The sequence below is a fragment of the Microbulbifer magnicolonia genome (assembly GCF_035117725.1).
In the GTDB taxonomy this organism is placed as follows: Bacteria; Pseudomonadota; Gammaproteobacteria; order Pseudomonadales; family Cellvibrionaceae; genus Microbulbifer; species Microbulbifer magnicolonia.
On sequence record NZ_JAYEFD010000002.1, the window covers coordinates 126,154 to 144,156 of the forward strand.

Consider the following 18,003-nt stretch of genomic DNA (forward strand, 5'->3'; position numbering starts at 1 on the left):
CGATCAAACCGCTTCTATTGATTTCCGGGGGTGGCTTCGAAAAAAATGCAATTGAGTAATGGGGCAAAGAAACCATCTGGCAGGCTTGACGCCCTTCTCCGCCAAAAGCAACGTCACTGGCAGGTGGCCACCAGCGAACTGACTGCATGGGAACGATAGCAGAATTACACGCCAGTGAAAGTGGCGGACAGACTGCACGGCTGCCGGATAGCAGCCAATCACTTCACCATCAGAGTAATCACCTGTCAGTCGCTCTTTGCCAATAACGCAACAGGCGCTAACGCATCACTTTGGAATCCGTGAGCCAAATGGCTCGCCGCGTTTTCAGGGACCAATCAGCCCCGTGCCACACCGCGCTCTAGAAGCGGGCAAAGAACCTGAGCCCCGATGCGGCGGCCCGATCCAGGTAGAGAGAGGCATCTGCGTGAACACGCAAAATGGACGCCGGGCAATCCTCCTGGATCTCGCCCTCGATGGCAGCGCGCACAGCTTTGGCCTTGCGAGCGTCCGGGACAGTACAGACGATGGTTTTCGCCTTTAGGATTTGGCGCAGACTCATGGAAATCGCGACCTCCGGTACCTGGTCGATATGCCCGAACCAGCCCTCGTTCACCTGTTGCTGGCGAGATACGCTGTCAAGCGTTACCAGGATATAGGGTGACGTGGCGTCGAAGTCCGCCGGCGGCTCGTTGAAGGCCAGATGGCCATTCTCACCTATGCCGATAAACGCCACATCCACCGGCGTTTGCTCTATCGCACCACCAAGGCGAACAAGTTCGGCATCAAGGTCATTCGCGTCCGCATCGATCCAGGTAAAAGACTTCAGCCCCGGTACCCGGTCGGTGAAGCGCTCCTTCATATAGCGGCGGAAACTGACGGGGTGATCGCGGTCTATGCCGCAGTATTCGTCGAGGTGGTAGGCCATCACCCGCGACCAGTCGATATCCTCCCGCGTCAACACCGCCAGCATCTCGATCTGGCTGGTACCGGTCGCCAGAACGATGGTCGCCTCGCCCCTGTCGCGAATGGCCGTGCGGATGGCCGCCGCGCCGTCACGGGCAGCGCGCGCCGCCATCTCCTTCACGGTATCGAGAACTTGCACACGCACAGATACGTTCCTCGTCAATTGTTATTAGTATGCCGCCTGCAAGATGATGGGTTTTGCCCGCAGGGGTTACATTGGCAGGAAAGCCCAATCGGTTCGCCGACAAATAGGCCAATCCGGTGAAAGTGCTGTTATAGTACATCATACATCTACCGTTGGCGATGGCCCGGCGATAGAGATCAATAACAGGCTCGATAACACCCGATAATAAAGGAAGCACCATGACATCCATTCCTGTGGGGCGGACCCGCTCGACCATCGCGGCGACCTTCGGCAGCCTGCTGGCGCTGAGCACTCAGGCGACTCAGGCCGAAAGCCAGCTCGATCACCTGCTGGCGCAGGGGGCCGCCCTGACCTTCGATGCCGGCACAGCGCAGCGGCATTACGCCGGTAGCCAGCTTCTCGAGAGCGACAGCCTCTATGCGCCGCAGCGGGGCTATGGCTGGTTGCCGGGCGGCAAGACCCCGGAGCTCCTGCAGCGCGATGAACTCTCCCGCAGTCGCGACGACCTGACCATCGACAGCCTGGGGGGGGAGGAATTGCGCTTCCGCATCGACCTGCCGAAAGGTGAGTGGCTGCTGAACTTCTGGATGGAGTCCGGTACTGAGTTTGTAAATACCGCCACTGTGACTGCCAACGGCCGCCCGCTCGCACTCAACTGGCACAAGTTCGAGCGCCCCGCAGAACCGGTGACCAGCCTGCGACCCGAATACCGCCTGTGGCAGGGTCCCGTGTCCGTGGACAAAGACAGCCTGGAGCTGGTGTTCAAGGGCGGCGAAGATGAAGTGCGCCTGAACGGGCTGCAATTTGTCCGCGCCGGGCAAGCGCCCACACCGACCCGGGACATCGGCCGGGCGGACGCCCAGGATCTACTGCGGCTGAAGGCGGCCGGACATTTCAACAGCACCGAGTCCCTCGATGCCATCGCCATTCACTTCAGAAACCGGCTCGCTGCGAATCCCGCGGATCAGTTCGCCGCCTACTGGCTGCCACAGGTAGAAGCGCTTGCCCGCGCCGAGGAATATTTCGAAGGCCTGCGCGGCTGGGAATGGGCCCGCATGCAAACCGGGCTCAGCATGTTCGGCCGCTACAACCAGGCCATCATGTTGATCGACGGGCTACTGAGCACTGCCGATAAGAACCACCCGCTGTACGAGCGGGCCCGCTATCAGCGCGGCCGCCTCCTGTACTGGATCGACCGAGAAAGTCACGGCCGCCATCACGATGGCTGGATTGCGCCCGACCTCGCATACCTCGCCGGGAAGCACCCCCAGGACAACCTGCTCAAGATGTACGTCGGCGGCAAGATCGATGAGCCCGACGTCTGCGACAAACTGAGCGCAGCGGAACAGGCGCCGGCCTGGAGCGAGGGCCAGAGCGAGATGCTGTGCCGCACCCGGCTGCTGAGTAATTGGTGGGTGCAGGAGCGGCAGGACGAGAATGGCGAGCTGGGCGGCAAGTACGGCGATGATGTGGAAATGCTGCGCTGGTGGGCTCTGCCCTTCCTGGCCGGCGATCCAGTCACCGCCGAGGGCTGGCGGAAGCTGGCGACCGGCGTCTGGCACAGCGACCGGCTGGAGGATGGCTACTTCAAGAAGCCCAAGGACGTGGAACACGCCTCGGAGCCTATCTCTGACACCTTGCCCCTGCTCAGCTATCTCGGGGATCCGCTCTACGTAGAGCGGCTGTCTCACTCGGCACGCCACTTCCTGGAACGCTGGACGGTGGAACAGGACGGGGCCCGCTTGTTTAAATCGGCCTGGTTCGGCGCCCACACCATTGACGAGCGCCCGCCCCGCAACCGCGACGTCCCAATGAATGGCCGTGCGGCCAAGGCGGTGATGTACTACGCCTGGGCAACGGGTAACGAACGAGTGATCAGTGGTCTGCATGAGTGGGCGAAGGGCTGGCGCAAGGCGGCCATGAGCGACGCCAAGGGCAAGCCGGCCGGGCTGATTCCGGCCTCGGTTCGCGCCGCGGATGGCAGCATCAACGGCGATGAGCCCAACTGGTACGACGCCAATATGTTCTGGGACTATTTCAACTGGGAGCATGAATCCGGCCAGCAGATTTACGACCTGTTCCTGTCCGTCGCCCAGCTCACCGGCGACGACAGCCTGCTGCAACCGCTCTACGCCAGTGCCGACCTGGTCGCCGCCCATCTCGCCGCCTCTCCCAAACCGGCCGGTGAATACACCAAGGGCTCCCGCGATTGGGCTGCCGCCACCCTGGCGTCGCAACCGGGCTTCTGGAGTGTGCTCGAGCAGTGGCGCCTGCTGTATGACGACCGTCGCTACGATGCACTGCTGATGGAGCACGGCAGCGCCTATATCAAATTCCGACTGAGCGGAGACGACCGCCAACTCGCGGATGCGGCAACACCCATACTGGACAGCATCCGCTACAACTTCCCAATGCGAACCAGCGAAGCCCTGTTCACGGACCGCGTCTACATCAGCGAGGAAGATGCCGTGCCCGCCAACCTGGGTATGCTCACCGGCGGCGTGCGCACCTCCGCACCTTATGCGGCGGTCACCTGGCAGGATGCGCCCGACGGTTTTGCCGCCCTGGTGCGGGACAGCAGCAGGGACCGGTTGACCGTGGAATTGTTCATCAACAGCGAAGCAGAACACGCCCCGGTCAACCTGCGCCTGTGGCAACTCGCCGCCGGGGATTACCACCTGTCACTGAAGGGTTCTGGCGCAGACATCCACGGGGAGCAAATCAGCGTCGTGCGGCCCGGCCAGCAGCTCGAGATCGATGTGCCCGCCCGCAAGCGTGTGGCACTCACTATCGCCCGGCGCTGACGCGGCAAGCAACCACCCAAACAGAAAAGGCCGCGAACCAATGGCTCGCGGCCTTTTTCAGAGATCTGCTGTCTACCGCCCCGTCCTGTTTAAGCGGCTAAGGTCCGCCGCCAGCGATCCCGCACAGCGGCCAGTGTGGCCTCCGGCTGCAATAGCCCTTCACTGGCAAATCCGCGCAGCAGGTTCTGGTCGGCCGCGCCGGAAAGGTACTCGACGGGAGACTTCCCATCCACCCGCGCCAGCATCATCGCGTATAGCAGACTGACCGCGCGCCGCTCGAGACCATGCACAGGCTCCCAGCAAACTATTTCGACATAGCTGTCGCGGAAAACGGTAAAGGCATCCAGAAATTCATCGCGTGAAGCCGGCCGCCACAGGCACTTGAGCAGAAGGTGATTGAGACAAAAGGCCAGATCGAAGGCAGGGTCGCCATACCAGGCAGTTTCGGCGTCGACGATAAAGGGCCCCCGGGGGCCAACGAGAATATTCTTCGGGCTCAGATCACCGTGGACTAACGCCAGCTTTGTCTGCATCAGGCGTTCCACCAGCGCTTGCAACACGGGCGCCAACGCTGGGTTGCGCCGCGCAGCCGTCAGAAAATAGGGGGCGGGCCGCAGCGACATGAACATGTCGTCGGTGGCAAATTTCCTCGCGATACGCGGATCCCCCGCAGTCTGCGCGTGAATGTTGACGATGGCGGACGCCACTGCCCGGGCGATATCCACGCCCACCCGCCCCGCGGCGAGCAGCTGTTTCCAACTCGCGTAGTCCTCGGCAGGCAGATACTCCATGGCGAAACTACCGGTGAAGCGGTCCTCACCGACAATTTCGAGGATATTCTGTGGCCGGATGGCGAAGGCCTCCTTGAGCCACAGAATTTCGTAGTAGCCGCGCTCCACGGGCGCCTGCCATTCGTCGGCCACCCTGAGCCGGGCCAGCGCCCGCTTGATGCAATAGCTGCGAGTGTCCCCGGCCCCGAGCAGATCGACTCGCCAGATGTCCGATGACACGCCACCGGTCAATGAGGTGGCCTGGATGCGCTCGCCGTCGCGCAGCAAGCGCATATTGCGCAGGCCCTCGCGTACGAAGTCCGGAACCTCCTGCGCCATCGGTTAGCGCCCCAAGTACAGTGGCGCCGCGCCGGCATAGACAGCCCTGCCGCGCAACGCCTCTTCCAGCCGGATCATGGCGTTCCACTTGGCCATCCGCTCAGAACGGGCAAAGGAGCCCACCTTGAACTGCCGCGCGCCCCATCCGTAGACGAGGTCGACGATGGACGTATCCTCGGTCTCACCGGAGCGCGCCGATACAATCACGTTCCAGCCCTGTTGATGGGCGCAATCCAGAGCCTGTTTCGCTTCGGTGAGGGTCCCCGCCTGATTCGGCTTGCACAGCAGCGTATTGCAGGCCCCGGCCTCGGCCGCTGCCCTTACCCTTTCGGCACTGGTCACCAGCAGGTCGTCACCGATGACCTGCACGCGATCGCCCACCGCGGCCATAAACGCGGCGTGGCTCGCGAGGTCCGTCTCGATGAACGGGTCTTCGATGGACACCACCGGGTATTCCCGCACCCAGCGCAGCATCATTTCGAACCATTCTTCATCGCAGAGGTGGCGCCGCTCGGCCTTGAGAAAATAACCCTTGCCGTCGTGAACCTGGTTGGCGGCAATATCGAGGGAAATCCCCATCTGCGTAGCCGGGTCATAGCCGGCCTGCTCGATCGCCTCGACCAGGGTCCGTATGGCCTCCTCGTTATTGTCGAACAGCGGCCAGTAACCGCCCTCATCGGCGACGCCGGCGCACTTGCCGCGCTGATCCATAATGCGCCCTGCAGCCAGGTAGACCTCGGCGACCCACTCCAGGCCCTCGGCGAAGCTGCCGGCACCGAAGGGCACCACCATAAAATCCTGCAGGTCCATGGATCCTCTGGCGTGTGCTCCGCCTCCGAATATCTGGATTTCCGGCAGTGGGATATCGTGCACCCGATCCCCGGCGAGGTACTGCCACAGTGGCATCCCCGCAGCGGATGCGGCCGCGTGGGCCACAGCCATGGACACGGCGACCATGGCATTTCCGCCCAGTCGGCTGCGGGTCGGGGTTCCGTCCAGTTCTATCATGGTTTGATCGAGGAGGGCCTGGTCGCCGGCATCCAACCCCAACAGTGCCGGGGCGATGCAATCGTTGATGGCCGCCACCGCGGCATTGACGCCATAACCGCCCAACCGCCTACCGCCATCGCGGAGATCCAGCGCCTCACCGCCACCGGTGGACGCCCCGGCCGGTGCAATTGCGCGGCCAAAGCCGCCACCGGTCAGTCGCACCTCCGCTTCGACCGTTGGCCGTCCGCGGCTGTCCCAGACCTGGCGCCCGACCAGGGAACGGATCTTCATTGCCGACACAGTGCGCCCCGCTACTCTTCGATGACTTGCTGTGTCTGTACGCCCAGCTTGTCGATGCCAAGGCGCATGCGGTCACCCGCTTTCAACCAGCGCGGGTTTTTCATCCCCGCCGCCACGCCGGGCGGGGTACCGGTGGAGATGATGTCGCCGGGTTGCAGGGACATGAAATGACTGATGTACGACACCAGCTCTGCCACCGGGAAAATCATCTGGTTTGTGGAGCTGTCCTGCGCCATCTCGCCGTTGAGTTCGAGCCAGATACGCAGGTTCTGCGGATCGCCAACCTCGTCCAGTGTCACCAGCCAGGGGCCGACTGGACCAAAAGTGTCACAGCTTTTGCCCTTCACCCACTGGCCGCCACGCTCCAGTTGAAAGGCGCGTTCTGACAGGTCGTTCACTACGCACAGACCAGCCACGACGCCCAGCGCATCTTCCACAGCGACATTCTTGCTGTGCTTGCCGATGACGATACCTAGTTCGACCTCCCAATCCGACTTGCTGTGCCCCTTCGGCAGCACCACCGTATCTTCTGCCCCCTGCAGGGCGGACGTGGCCTTCATAAACAGGATCGGCTCCTCAGGGGGCGGCATGCCGGCCTCTTTCGCATGATCGGCGTAATTCAGACCGACGCAGATAAACTTGCCGACGTGGGATACCGGCACGCCGAACCGGGGGGAAGCCTCCACCACCGGAAATTCGGTCGAGTCCATTTCCGCCAGCGCGACGAAAGCCTCTCCGGCCAGGAAGGCTGGCGTAATATCATCGGTGTACCCCGACAGGTCCCGCAGCGCGCCCGCCGCGTCTATCATTCCCGGTTTTTCCTGCCCGCGCTCTCCAAATCGAACCAGCTTCATAAATATCCCCCTTACAAACTGAATCCACCGTCGATGACGATGTCCGACCCCGACATAAAATTGGCGTCATCCGACGCCAGCATCAGCGCCACCGCCGCGACCTCCTCCGGCTGGCCGAGGCGGCCCATCGGCTGCCGCGCGACGAAATCGCGCAGCGCCTGCTCACTGTCGCCGGCGGCCGCAATCCGCCCTTCGAGAGACGGCGTGAAAATGGTGCCGGGACTGATGCTGTTACAGCGGATACCCTGTTTGATGTAGTCGATGGCCACCGACTTGGTGAGCGCGACCACCGCGCCCTTGCTGGTGGCATAGGCGAAACGGTTGACTGCGCTCCTGGACGCTGCCGCGGCGGATGCGATATTGATGATCAATCCGTCCTTGCGGGACAACATGTTGGGCAGGCAAATCCGGATGGTGTGGAACATGGATTCCACATTGATGCGATAGGCTTCGCTGAAATCCTCTGTCCGGCAATCGAGCAGGGCGCCGTGATGTACGACTCCGACGCAATTGACGAGTATATCCACGTCCGGGTGCGCCGCTCCGCAGGCATCGATCGCCCGGGAATCACTGACATCGAGCCAATAGGCGGTGATGCCATCCTTCTGCGCGATATCACCGAGGCTCTCCTCATTGATATCCGCGGCAACAACCTGCGCTCCCTGCCCGGCATAGGCGAGTGCTATCGCCCTTCCGATCCCCTGCCCCGCCCCGGTAACCAGCGCCTTTTTGCCGGCAAGCTTGTTTTCAGTCCCCATACGGTACGGCCTATTTTTATTGCTGTTGTTACTGTTGTTATTGCGGTCGTTGGTTTACAGGAAGTCCTGAATCATGCGGTGGTGGCCACTGGTCAAACCTCCGTCCACCACCAGGCTGGTGCCGTTAATAAAGGCGGCGTCCTCCGAGGCGAGAAAGGTCACCGCACCCGCGACGTCTTCCGGTCGACCGACCGCGCCGCCCGGATACCAGGCATTCATTTTTTCCATCACGTCGGGGCGCTTCTTGATGCGATCATCCCAGGCCGAAGTGCGAATGGTGCCGGGCTGCACCGCGTTAGTGCGCAAGCCCCGAGATGCATATTCGGTGGCAAAGCTGCGGGTCATGGCGAGCATGCCCGCTTTCGCCGCGCTGTAGGCGGGTACGCCGATCGTCATCAGCGCGTTGACCGATGACACATTTACGATCGCGGAGCGTTCATTAGCGAGCAGGTGCGGCAGTGCGGCCTTAGATACGATAAAGGCGCCGTTGAGGTTGACCTCCACGTTCCAACGCCAGACTTCGTCGTCGGTCTCTTCCAAGCTCTCGCCGCGCACGGCCCCGGCGCAGTTCACCAGAACTTGCAGCCCACCGAGGGCCCCGGTCAGATCGGCCATCGCCGCGTGGACCGCGCAGGTATCGGCGATATCGGCCGCCGCAAAAAAGGCTGTCTGCCCTATCGACTGACATGCCTGCGCAAACGCCTCCCCCGCAGCCACATCCGCATCGAGGACGCCGACTCGCGCGCCTTCACTCAGGAAGCGCTCGGCGATCGCGCGACCTATACCTTTGGAAGCACCCGTGACCATTACGGCCACCTCCGCAAACCGCCTCATTCGCTCACCCCTTTCCAGCGAAAATCAGACTATAGTCAGACATCATACAAGTAACACCCAAGATGGTGAAAGTGTTTTTTTGCCCCGAGCCCGCCCGGCAAGCACTGCCGGGCGGGCTGGGGTTCGACATTGCTAGTTGAGAATCTGATAGCGGTTCTTGTGCGCGGCGACCTGGCTGTCGGGCAGGCTGAATGAGAACTTCATGTCTCCGCCGTTGCGGACGAGCTTGAGCAATACGTAGTTCTTGCCCGTCTTCAGCGGCAGGCGAATGGTATCCTCATCGATAACCAGCGGTCGCTCGCCATCGTGCCGGTATACGCTTTCGCCGTTTACGAACACTTCAATCGAACCCGTGGAGCCCACGGTCGCCTTGGCAAGCCGATCATCGGGACTGGTCAGCTCGGCGAACTCGTAAATCACTGTTTGTTCGGGGGCACTGGGATTCAGGCTGAGCAGATCCACCACGTCCGGGGCATTCGCCAGCACTCTGTGCCAGCGGTACTTGCGCCCATCCGACACTATCGTATTGGTCACCTTTGGCCGGGCCGCGGCCTCACCACCGCTCTCGGCGAGATAATCGACGTCCAGGGGCGCTGCGGTATCGCCGGCCGGGAACGCATCCAGCTCCAGCCAGCCCATGAAGTACTGTCCCGATAGTGGCTCGATCGACAGGCGCACGTTTGTGGGCGCCTCTATCGCGCGCGCCATATCCAGATCGCGCAGGCTGACCTTGACCCGCGCATGCGCGTCGGACCAGTTGTCGATGTGCTCTCGGTAACGATCGAGCACGTGATCCAGCGAGTAGCTGTGATTTTCCCGCAGCCACAGACTTTCGTAGCGGTCGTGGAGCTGACGCCAGCCGCCGGCCACTTCGCTCAACAGGTCGAGAGTCTTGAGCAGATGCCGCCGCGCCAGCAGCGGGTCCTGGAACTGATAGCGCGACGCCAAACTGTAGTTGGCGGCCGCATCCAGCGCATTGAGACGTGTTTTGGCGAGCGTTTCGAACAAAGCGGCGGAGAACACATACACATCCGCGTCCTCGCGATACACTGCGAGGCGGGCCTCGCCCATCAGCTCCCCCGCCCGGCCGGCGCGCTCGAGCACATCAGCCCAGCCGGCAGCATCGATGTGCCCCGTTTCGCCGCGCGAGGGGATGGCGTTGCGCCACAAAATCTGGTCCTTGAAACCGCGGGTCGGCTTAAGCCCGTCGAGTTCGAACAGCACATCAAGCGCGTCGGTGAATGCGCTGTCGGTCGCACCGTAGACCCCGGCGCGCAGCCGGCGCTCGAAATCGTCCTTTTCGACACTGCCGGTGGCGTGCCAGCTCTGGTCCGCGGCGTAGGCCAGCCCATACCAGTCGTGGTTGAACAGCGCCATACCACCGTCGTCCCACACGGTAGTCCATGCACCTAGAATGCCGGTCTCCACAGCGGCGCCGATAAAGTTGCGCAGGTTCTGCCGCGCCTCGTCGAAATTGGGAATGATGCGATAGCTGTTGAGGATACCGGCCGTCGCGATCACGTCGTAGCCAGCCTCTGCGAGTGGCGTAATCATGCCGACGAAGTCACCGGTGGCGCTGTAATCCCAGGGCATCATGATCGTGTCCTTGGGAATGCGGTGCGCTATCTCCGGGTGTTTGGCCACGATATCCGCCCACAGCATCATACGCACATCGTGGCGGCTGGCCTGCTGATGTAACCAGTTGATGTGGTCGGCATAGACTTCACCCAGCCCCTTTTTATCCACCGCGACCTTCGAGTAACCCTGGCCGAGATCGAAGGTCTCGTCACTGTTGATGCAGAAGTAAGGCGCATCGAAGGCCGGAATGACCTCGTCCAGCATGCCCTTCAGAAAGGCGCGGCTTTCCGGCAGCACCGGGGAGATCATCCGGTCCTTTTCACCCAGTGCCCGCACTGCGGGGTGGGCCAAGGATTTTTCGAAGTGACCGAAGGACTGGTAATTGCCCACCAGCGTGACATGCCGCTCCCGGGCGTAGGCGGACAGTCCCTTCCATTCGGGTATGGAGATGGACCCGGCCGGCGGCGCCACTTCCGGGTGACTCCGGGTCTGGATGATGTGCTCCGAGTAATAGGACAGGCGATTGAACTTGAGCTCCGACAGCCGATCGATCTGGTGGCGGATATAGTCGACGGTGGGCACCGGACCGCGGCTGATGTCGTCGAGCACGCCGCGAAACTTCAGATCCGGCCAGTCACTGATCGACTGTACCGGAATGGCTCCGGCCGCGGCGTGGGCTCGCAGCAGCTGCTTGAGACTCTGCACCCCATAGAAGAGCCCCGGCTCAGACGCGGCCTCTACCGTGACGCGCCGCTTTTCGACACGAAGCCGGTAGGACTCATCACCCGCCTTGCCACTGCCCGTGAGCTCGAGGTGTACCGTCACACCGGCCGCATCGCCCCCGCCGGCCAGCACGGCGCCGGCGCGGGCCAGCTCACCCCTGAGCTGTTCGAGCTCGAGGGAGAGGTCGACCCCGCCACTCGCTACTGACAGCGCAATGGGCTCGTCGTTTATATCAAAGCTGCCCCTGCCAAAACTGACTTCCTGTGGCGCCGGCACTATCACGGTTTCTGCCGCAGTGGTGGGTGCTGCCGTCAGGCAGGCGAGAAGCGCCAGGCAACTGGTGGCCGAAGCGCGAAGTTTATTGTTCTTGTTCATAGTCACCTCTGATTCCTATGCCCCGACCCGCGCGAGGCCAATCCCCAGCAGGATGAAGGCGCCGACTAACAACCAGGCGAGGCCGAAGCCGAGCAGGTCGATGCGGTAATGGTGGAAATTGAACTTCTTATGCAGCGACAACAGGTCCACCAGCAACAGGCTGTGCCCGCGCTCCAGCAGGGGGCCTTTTTGGTCATCCACCTGCTGGATATTGTCCCCCTCCAGCATGATATCGACGCCCGCGGCCTTGAGATTGGCCTCTTCGCCTACCGGGGTTTTCAGCAGTGTATAGAAGTCGTCCAACTGCCGATCATTCTCTGGCCGAGTGAGCAGACTCGCGACAATGAACGTTGCGAATCCCACCGGCAAATAGAGCGCGATCTGATATTCGATATCCCATCCCAGGCTATAGCTTGTCATGTCACTGGTGATGAGTACACAGGCGACCATGGCGAAGAGGCTGGTGAAGACGCCGTAGCGGTTGGCGCGTCGCCAGACAAGCGCCATCCAGAAGGCCACACCGAAGAAGGCTGTGAACTTCCACAACAACAGCACGCCCTGGATCACGGTATCGAGCCAGAAGGCATAGAGGACGCCACCGACCACAACCACCAGAGACGCCAGCCGCGCCACGGTGAGATAGTGTCCCTCGCTGGCATTGGCGTTGAAGTACTTGGCGTAGAAATTCCGGGTGAACAGCGCCGAACCACCGACCATGAAGCTGTCGCAGCTGGACATGACCGCGGCGGCCATCGACGCCAGCATCAGGCCGACCAGCCCCGCCGGCAGCAGGCTGTTGACCGCCAGGCCAAAAGCCTGCTCGCGGTGTTCGTTACCCAGCTCGGGGAACAGGAACGCGGCGAACACGCCGACAAAGGCCCAGCCAAGCGTCATCAGTCGCTTGACGAAGTTGCCGTAAGTCCAGCCCATACGGCAAGACATCTCATCCTTGCCTGCGCCACCAACAGCCATGTGATGCGGCTGCACCACGATGCTCACCAGACCATTGAGGATGACCATGACAATGAAAAAGAGGGTAATTTCCTCGGGCGCAATGAAACTGAACATCTCGGCGGGCAGACCTTCGTGAATCGTGCCAATACCACCGGCGGCGTTCAGCGCAAAGGGGATCAGCAGGAAAGACAGCACCAGAATAAACAGTCCCTGAATGAAATCGGTGATCACAGCAGCCACCAGTCCGCCGATCATGCTGTAGGTCACAAACAGCCCGGTCATGATCAGCACGGCGTAATCACTGGGGACCTGTCCACCGGTAACAACATCAATGGTCGTACCCGTCCCCTTCAGCATCAGCCCGCAGTTGGTCGTGAAGTAGAGCAGCCCCATGGCCGCATACCAAGCGCCCAGTGTCTTGCCATAGCGCTTCTCGAAGAAGTCACCGGTAGTGACATAGCGCAGGCGTCGATAGACCGGCGACAGCAACCAGTAGAAGGGCGTACTGAACATCCACATCCACTGGTACCAGATGCCGGCCAGACCGTGCTGGTAACAGGCCCCGGCCACCGCTACCGGCTGGTCGGTGTGTGTGCCGGTACCCATCGCGTGGCCGATCATCAGGAATTTATTGAAGCGGCGGCCGCCCATGAAATAGTCGCCGGTATTTTTCACCGAGGCATAGGTGCGCGCGCCGATCCAGCTGAGCCCGGCGAAATAGGTAAAGATGACGCCAAGGTCAAGATAAGTAAGACCGAACATACTGCCGCTCCCTATACATCGTCGCTGTAGGAGAAGGGCACCGACCAGCGGTCCCTCAGCCTGAAAGCGGCGAGTTTCGGTTCACGGGTGCGGGTGAATACGCCCTTGAGGTTCAGGATTACCCGGCGATGATTCTGGGCAGTGCGGAAATCGGCGAAATTCCATACATGAGTGCCCACGGCATTCGGGTGCTTTTCAATGACATCGCAGTAAGCCTCTAGAAACTTGGCCTGGTACTCCTCAGTAAACAGCTGGTCCGTAGTGCTGTGGGCGCCGGCAAGGGTGTCAGCCCCAAACTCCAGCACCAAAATCGGCTTGTCGTGTTCCGCCGCAATATCGTCCAGCTCCCGCTGCAGGCGCAGCGCGGCCCGGTCGAGCTGGGCCGGCATGTCATACCAGCCGTAGTAGCGGTTGATGGACACGACATCCACATAGTGAAACGAAGGGTCGTCGGTGCTGATGCGCCCCACGTTGGCCACTGTCACCGGCCGACTGGGATCCAGTTCCCGGGTATAGTCGCAAAGGTTTTTCCAGTAACTGTGGCTGGCCTTGCCGCGGTACTCCTGCTCTCCGAGGTAACCCGGCTCGTTGGCCACCGACCACATAACGACACTGGGGTGATTCTTGTCCCGCGCGATCTGGCGCTCCAGGGTGCGGCGGTGATTGAGCAGCGTCTCCTCATCCGCGAGCCGGAAATCGAGATTCACTGAAGCCAGCTCGGAAATCACCAGCACGCCCTTGCGATCCGCGTAGTCGAGAATTTCCTCCGCATACGGGTAGTGTGAGGTGCGAAAGGAGTTCGCACCCATCCATTGCATCAGGCCAAAATCCTTCACCATCAGCGGCAGGTTCAGGCCACGGCCGTGAACGGGGAAATCCTCGTGTTTGCCAAAGCCGCGCAGGAACACCGCCTCGCCGTTCAGGTACAGCCGCCGGCCGCGCACTTCGATCTCGCGCACGCCGGCGTGCAACTGATAGCTGTCCACCGTGCCGCCGTCCAACTCCAGGGCGAGGCTTACGTCGTAGAGATGGGGATCCTTCAGCGACCAGAAGCGACAGCCCTCGATGCGAAACTCAGCGACGGCGAAGCCGCCGACGACCGGCACCGTTTGCGCCAGGCCGTTTGACACGGCGATCCGCAGCTGCGCCCCGGCGCAGCATTCGACCTGCGCCGTGACTGTCAGCAGGCCGGCGTCGCCGTCTATTCCGGTGCGGAGGCTTACGTCGGCGATATGTGACTGCGGGATTGCGCACAGCAACACCGGGCGCTGGATGCCGCCGTAGGGAAAAAAGTCCGGGCGTGTCGCCGGGAACTGTTCGTCGCGAATACGCTGCTCGCGGATATAGTCATCGATGGCCACGGCGGGCGTAATCGACTGATACTGCTGCTCGTTACTCACCCAGATGACGATTCTGGCTTTCTCGCCGGGTGCGATATGGCCGTCCAACGCGCCATCATATGGGAGACAGAGAAGGTCGTTCTCGGCAATCAGCCGGCCGTTGACCCACAACTTGCTCTGGAAGTCTGCAGAGCCGATGCGCAGTAAAACCTGCTTGCCGGAAAAGTGACAGGGAATATGGACCTCGCGCTGGTACCAGGCGCCGCCCACGTAGTTCATCAGTTCGTATTCCTGTAGCTGCTCGTTCCAGCTACCGGGGACGGCGCATTCATGGGTGGGGTCGAAGCCCGCCTGCCATCCGGCTTCGAAGCCCATCCCCTCGGGATCCGGACGGAAACCCCAGACCCCCGAGCAATCGACGATATCCCTGTGGGCATTTGACTTGGGAAATAGCACAGCGCCCCCTCAGACCTTCAGTAAAATTATTCTTATGTACAGATGCTCGATGGCATCATCCTTGTGCGCTTAGCCACGGCCGCTCCATCACCCGCCCGCACTGTCACACCATCCGGTCCGCCAACAACGGGGCACCCTCCGGCTGAAAACCCCGGCTCGGATTGGCAGCCAGCCCAGTTGTAGGATGACAGACAATACTCGGTTCGACCCGAAATATATCTTGTCAGATATATGATGACAAGATAATCTGCGTCAGAATTCTCGGCGGCGCGCCTCGCAGCCCCCAAAGCCCAAATCCAGCCAATAAAAAGAGGGAAGTAAGGGGAATAATCTATGAAAGACAGGGCACTTCACTGGTCGAAACACATTCTGCTGAGCTGCACAGCGCTGGGGCTCAGCCTGCAGGCGGCGGCAATGCCCCTCTCCTCAGCAACGATTCCGGATCCGGCCAGGGTGGCACAGAGCGTCGCAGATCGCCTCGTCGCGGATACGACCTTCGCCTTCAAACCATCCCTGCCGCGCGCGCTCGATGAAGGCTACAGCCATATCGACTTTTACGATTCGCTGACCGCTTCCACCGATGGGATCTATTTCGCCCGCGCCCACGTAAGCGTCAACAACGAGCAACCGGTCCACGTGCTCCCCCTGGACAAGCTGTCGACTGCCCGCTTTGGCATCTCCCACTCCGCGGGCACGGTGCGCGTCATCCTCGATGACCGGGTCATTTATCAGCGCACGACCGAGACCAGCCACAAGCCCCGCGGCGCAGATTACGATCGCTATGCCGCGAACCACTATGTAGAGGTCGATCTGCAGCCCGGCAGCGAGCACGAACTCATCGTGAAAATGGCTCCTGCAGGGGACGAAGCGCGGGTCTGGCTCGGTTTTTTCAGTGCCAGCGGGGCCTCTCTCGGCCACCGGGTTTCTTTCAGCCCGCCAGAGCTGGAGCTTGCACCCGAGTACCTGCACTACCTGGTTGCCGGGCCGGTTGATGGCGAACGCCACGACTTTACCGCACAACATCCACTTGAAGCCGACAGCATTGACTTCACCCGGACCTACCCGGGATTGGCAGGCCAAGAATTGCGCTGGGACCTGCCGCGGGTGCACCTACACCGCAAGCACAGCGACAAGCTGGAATTTGCCGACTGGCGCTATTTCACCGGCACGATTCTGGACTCCCTGTATACCGTGAGCGATACCTTCGAGCAGCTCGACTACAGCGACTACATCAATCGCCACATGAGCTTTTTCCTGAAAAACAGGGACATGATCGCCGGTGAACGCGAGGCCCACGGCCTGTTGCACAGTCCCTTCGGGCACTATTTCCGCTATGCGCTCCTCGACGATACCGGGGTCACTTCACTGCCATTCGCCGAGCGCTATATCCGCACCTACGGCGCAGCCAGCGGCAAGGGCCTTGACAGCGCCGACTATCGGATCGCCAAGCGCGCCGCCGAACACATCATGAATGACATTCCGCGACTTGCCGACGGCAGCATTGGCCGGATCAATCCCGTACCGCTGACCATCTGGGCCGATGACATGTTTATGGGAGCCGGCATCCTGATGCGCATGGCGAAAGCCGAGGGCAACCCGGCCTACGAGAGCGAGGCCATCAAGCAGATTTTGCAAATTGACCGCCACTTGCGAGACGAAGAGAGTGGTGTGTACTGGCACGGTTACTTCGGGCACAACAAGCAGCACACTTCCAGCAAGTGGGGACGCGCCAATGGCTGGACCATCATGGCGAAAACCGACGCACTGCTGGCGCTCGACGAAAGGCACCCATCCTATCCGGCAATACTCGACGCCTACCGCAAGCATGCTGCGGGCCTGCTGAAACTGCAGAGCGTCGAGGGCCGCTGGCACCAGGTACTCGACAACCCCGACACTTATCTGGAAACTTCCGCCAGCAGCATGTTCGTGCGCGCATTCGCCGAGGGTATCCGCAATGGCTGGCTGGAACGGGACCAGTATCTCGACGCGACCATAAAAGGCTGGAAAGCAGTAACGGCCCAGGTCGATGCGAACGGCCGCGTGCAGGGCATCGTCAAGGGCACACCGATCCTGTTCAATGACGAGCAATACGACCAGCAGCCGAAACGGCTCAATGACCCCCGCGGTCTCGGTGCATTCTTGTATATGGCGAGCTCAATGGAAAAGCTGCTGGAGACCGAAAGATCAACTGCAGAGACCGTCGCTGCCGAATAAAATGCGACGACTCCGCAAACTGTAACACCCTAAAGTACCCAGACATGACTCAAAAAATCATCAAACCCTTGCGCAAGCGCATGTCACTGACAGCGGAGCTGATCGAGCAACTCCGGTCGCAAATCCTGAGCGGGGAACTCGCACCCGGGGACAAGCTGCCCACCGAGCAGGAACTGGTGAACAGTGCGGATGTCAGCCGCACCGTAGTGCGGGAGGCGGTTGCAGCCCTGAAAGCCGACGGCCTGGTGATCACACGACAGGGCGTCGGCGCCTTCGTGGCAGAAAACGCCGGTCAGGACAGCTTCCGCATACGCCCGGAAGAACTCGCGACCCTAGAGGAAATCATCAATGTGCTCGAGCTCCGCATGGCCGTGGAAATCGAGATGGCCGGCGCGGCGGCCCAGCGCCGCACCCAGAGCCATATTGATGACATGCATGCGGCCCTGGAGACCTTCGATAACTGCATCGCAGAAGGCGTCGACGCGTCTGGCGCCGATTTCCAGTTACACAATGCCATCGCCGCTGCCGCCGACAACCCGCAGTTCGTGCGCTTCCTGAATTTCCTCGGGTCGCATCTGATCCCACCCCACGACCTGCTGATGAAATACGATATCGGCCAGCCCGGAACCAGCGAAAGCGACCGCCAGGCCAGCCTCCTGCAAGAGGTTCAGCTTGAGCACAAGGCCATGGTTCAGGCAATCGAGGCCGGCGACCCGCAAGCAGCGCGGAAAGCCGCCCGTCGTCACTTGGCCAACAGCGTCGAGCGCCATCGCAAGGCCTTCCATATGCGCCAGCAGCTGGCCACCTCCTGATCCCCCGGTAATGCGCGCTCGCCCCTGCCGCA

12 protein-coding genes are annotated in these 18,003 nt (G+C 61.4%); 3 read left to right on the forward strand and 9 right to left on the reverse strand.

All coding sequences use genetic code 11. The features are described 5' to 3' along the window. Positions 1–358: 358 nt before the first annotated feature. Positions 359–1,108 (reverse strand): 6-phosphogluconolactonase, encoded by a 750-nt coding sequence (locus RRF64_RS09865; RefSeq protein WP_323845717.1) that lies wholly within the window; start codon positions 1,106–1,108, stop codon positions 359–361. 218 nt (positions 1,109–1,326) lie between these two features. Here RRF64_RS09865 and RRF64_RS09870 point away from each other — a divergent pair, with 218 nt between their 5' ends. Continuing rightward, on the forward strand, positions 1,327–3,912 hold the full coding sequence (locus RRF64_RS09870; protein ID WP_323845718.1) for a hypothetical protein: 2,586 nt from the start codon (positions 1,327–1,329) through the stop codon (positions 3,910–3,912). An 89-nt stretch (positions 3,913–4,001) separates the two neighbouring features. Here RRF64_RS09870 and RRF64_RS09875 read toward each other — a convergent pair whose 3' ends face one another. The 8 genes from RRF64_RS09875 to uidA form a co-directional block, all read right to left on the reverse strand. Then, positions 4,002–5,021: a phosphotransferase family protein gene (locus RRF64_RS09875; protein WP_323845719.1), complete on the reverse strand. Its 1,020-nt coding sequence runs from the start codon at positions 5,019–5,021 to the stop codon at positions 4,002–4,004. 3 nt (positions 5,022–5,024) lie between these two features. Beyond that, on the reverse strand, positions 5,025–6,302 hold the full coding sequence (gene eno / locus RRF64_RS09880; protein ID WP_323845720.1) for a phosphopyruvate hydratase: 1,278 nt from the start codon (positions 6,300–6,302) through the stop codon (positions 5,025–5,027). Positions 6,303–6,322: 20 nt separating this feature from the next. Next, positions 6,323–7,165, reverse strand: coding sequence for a fumarylacetoacetate hydrolase family protein (locus RRF64_RS09885; RefSeq protein WP_323845721.1), 843 nt, complete (start codon positions 7,163–7,165; stop codon positions 6,323–6,325). An 11-nt stretch (positions 7,166–7,176) separates the two neighbouring features. Continuing rightward, complete coding sequence (locus RRF64_RS09890; RefSeq protein ID WP_323845722.1) at positions 7,177–7,923, reverse strand: SDR family oxidoreductase; 747 nt, start codon at positions 7,921–7,923, stop codon at positions 7,177–7,179. 54 nt (positions 7,924–7,977) lie between these two features. Next, positions 7,978–8,757, reverse strand: coding sequence for an SDR family NAD(P)-dependent oxidoreductase (locus tag RRF64_RS09895; RefSeq protein WP_323845723.1), 780 nt, complete (start codon positions 8,755–8,757; stop codon positions 7,978–7,980). Positions 8,758–8,889: 132 nt separating this feature from the next. Then, positions 8,890–11,433, reverse strand: coding sequence for a beta-N-acetylhexosaminidase (locus RRF64_RS09900; protein WP_323845724.1), 2,544 nt, complete (start codon positions 11,431–11,433; stop codon positions 8,890–8,892). A 15-nt stretch (positions 11,434–11,448) separates the two neighbouring features. Continuing rightward, positions 11,449–13,149, reverse strand: a complete 1,701-nt coding sequence (locus RRF64_RS09905) for a sodium:solute symporter family protein (RefSeq protein WP_323845725.1) — start codon at positions 13,147–13,149, stop codon at positions 11,449–11,451. Positions 13,150–13,160: 11 nt separating this feature from the next. After that, the gene (uidA, locus tag RRF64_RS09910; protein ID WP_323845726.1) at positions 13,161–14,945 is read right to left on the reverse strand and encodes a beta-glucuronidase; all 1,785 of its coding nucleotides are present in this window, start codon (positions 14,943–14,945) and stop codon (positions 13,161–13,163) included. A 333-nt stretch (positions 14,946–15,278) separates the two neighbouring features. On the opposite strand from uidA, the gene RRF64_RS09915 reads away from it, so the two are divergent. Further along, positions 15,279–17,159, forward strand: coding sequence for a glycoside hydrolase family 88/105 protein (locus tag RRF64_RS09915; RefSeq protein ID WP_323845727.1), 1,881 nt, complete (start codon positions 15,279–15,281; stop codon positions 17,157–17,159). A 44-nt stretch (positions 17,160–17,203) separates the two neighbouring features. Beyond that, positions 17,204–17,971 (forward strand): FadR/GntR family transcriptional regulator, encoded by a 768-nt coding sequence (locus tag RRF64_RS09920; protein ID WP_323845728.1) that lies wholly within the window; start codon positions 17,204–17,206, stop codon positions 17,969–17,971. Positions 17,972–18,003: the final 32 nt, after the last annotated feature.

What these genes read in the sequence shown, in the direction of transcription:
- RRF64_RS09870 (WP_323845718.1), top strand. Translation starts at nt 1,327, where the DNA reads ATGACATCCATTCCTGTGGGGCGGACCCGCTCGACCATCGCGGCGACC.
- RRF64_RS09875 (WP_323845719.1), bottom strand. Translation starts at nt 5,021, where the DNA reads ATGGCGCAGGAGGTTCCGGACTTCGTACGCGAGGGCCTGCGCAATATG.
- eno (WP_323845720.1), bottom strand. Translation starts at nt 6,302, where the DNA reads ATGAAGATCCGTTCCCTGGTCGGGCGCCAGGTCTGGGACAGCCGCGGA.
- RRF64_RS09885 (WP_323845721.1), bottom strand. Translation starts at nt 7,165, where the DNA reads ATGAAGCTGGTTCGATTTGGAGAGCGCGGGCAGGAAAAACCGGGAATG.
- RRF64_RS09890 (WP_323845722.1), bottom strand. Translation starts at nt 7,923, where the DNA reads ATGGGGACTGAAAACAAGCTTGCCGGCAAAAAGGCGCTGGTTACCGGG.
- RRF64_RS09895 (WP_323845723.1), bottom strand. Translation starts at nt 8,757, where the DNA reads ATGAGGCGGTTTGCGGAGGTGGCCGTAATGGTCACGGGTGCTTCCAAA.
- RRF64_RS09900 (WP_323845724.1), bottom strand. Translation starts at nt 11,433, where the DNA reads ATGAACAAGAACAATAAACTTCGCGCTTCGGCCACCAGTTGCCTGGCG.
- RRF64_RS09905 (WP_323845725.1), bottom strand. Translation starts at nt 13,149, where the DNA reads ATGTTCGGTCTTACTTATCTTGACCTTGGCGTCATCTTTACCTATTTC.
- RRF64_RS09915 (WP_323845727.1), top strand. Translation starts at nt 15,279, where the DNA reads ATGAAAGACAGGGCACTTCACTGGTCGAAACACATTCTGCTGAGCTGC.
- RRF64_RS09920 (WP_323845728.1), top strand. Translation starts at nt 17,204, where the DNA reads ATGACTCAAAAAATCATCAAACCCTTGCGCAAGCGCATGTCACTGACA.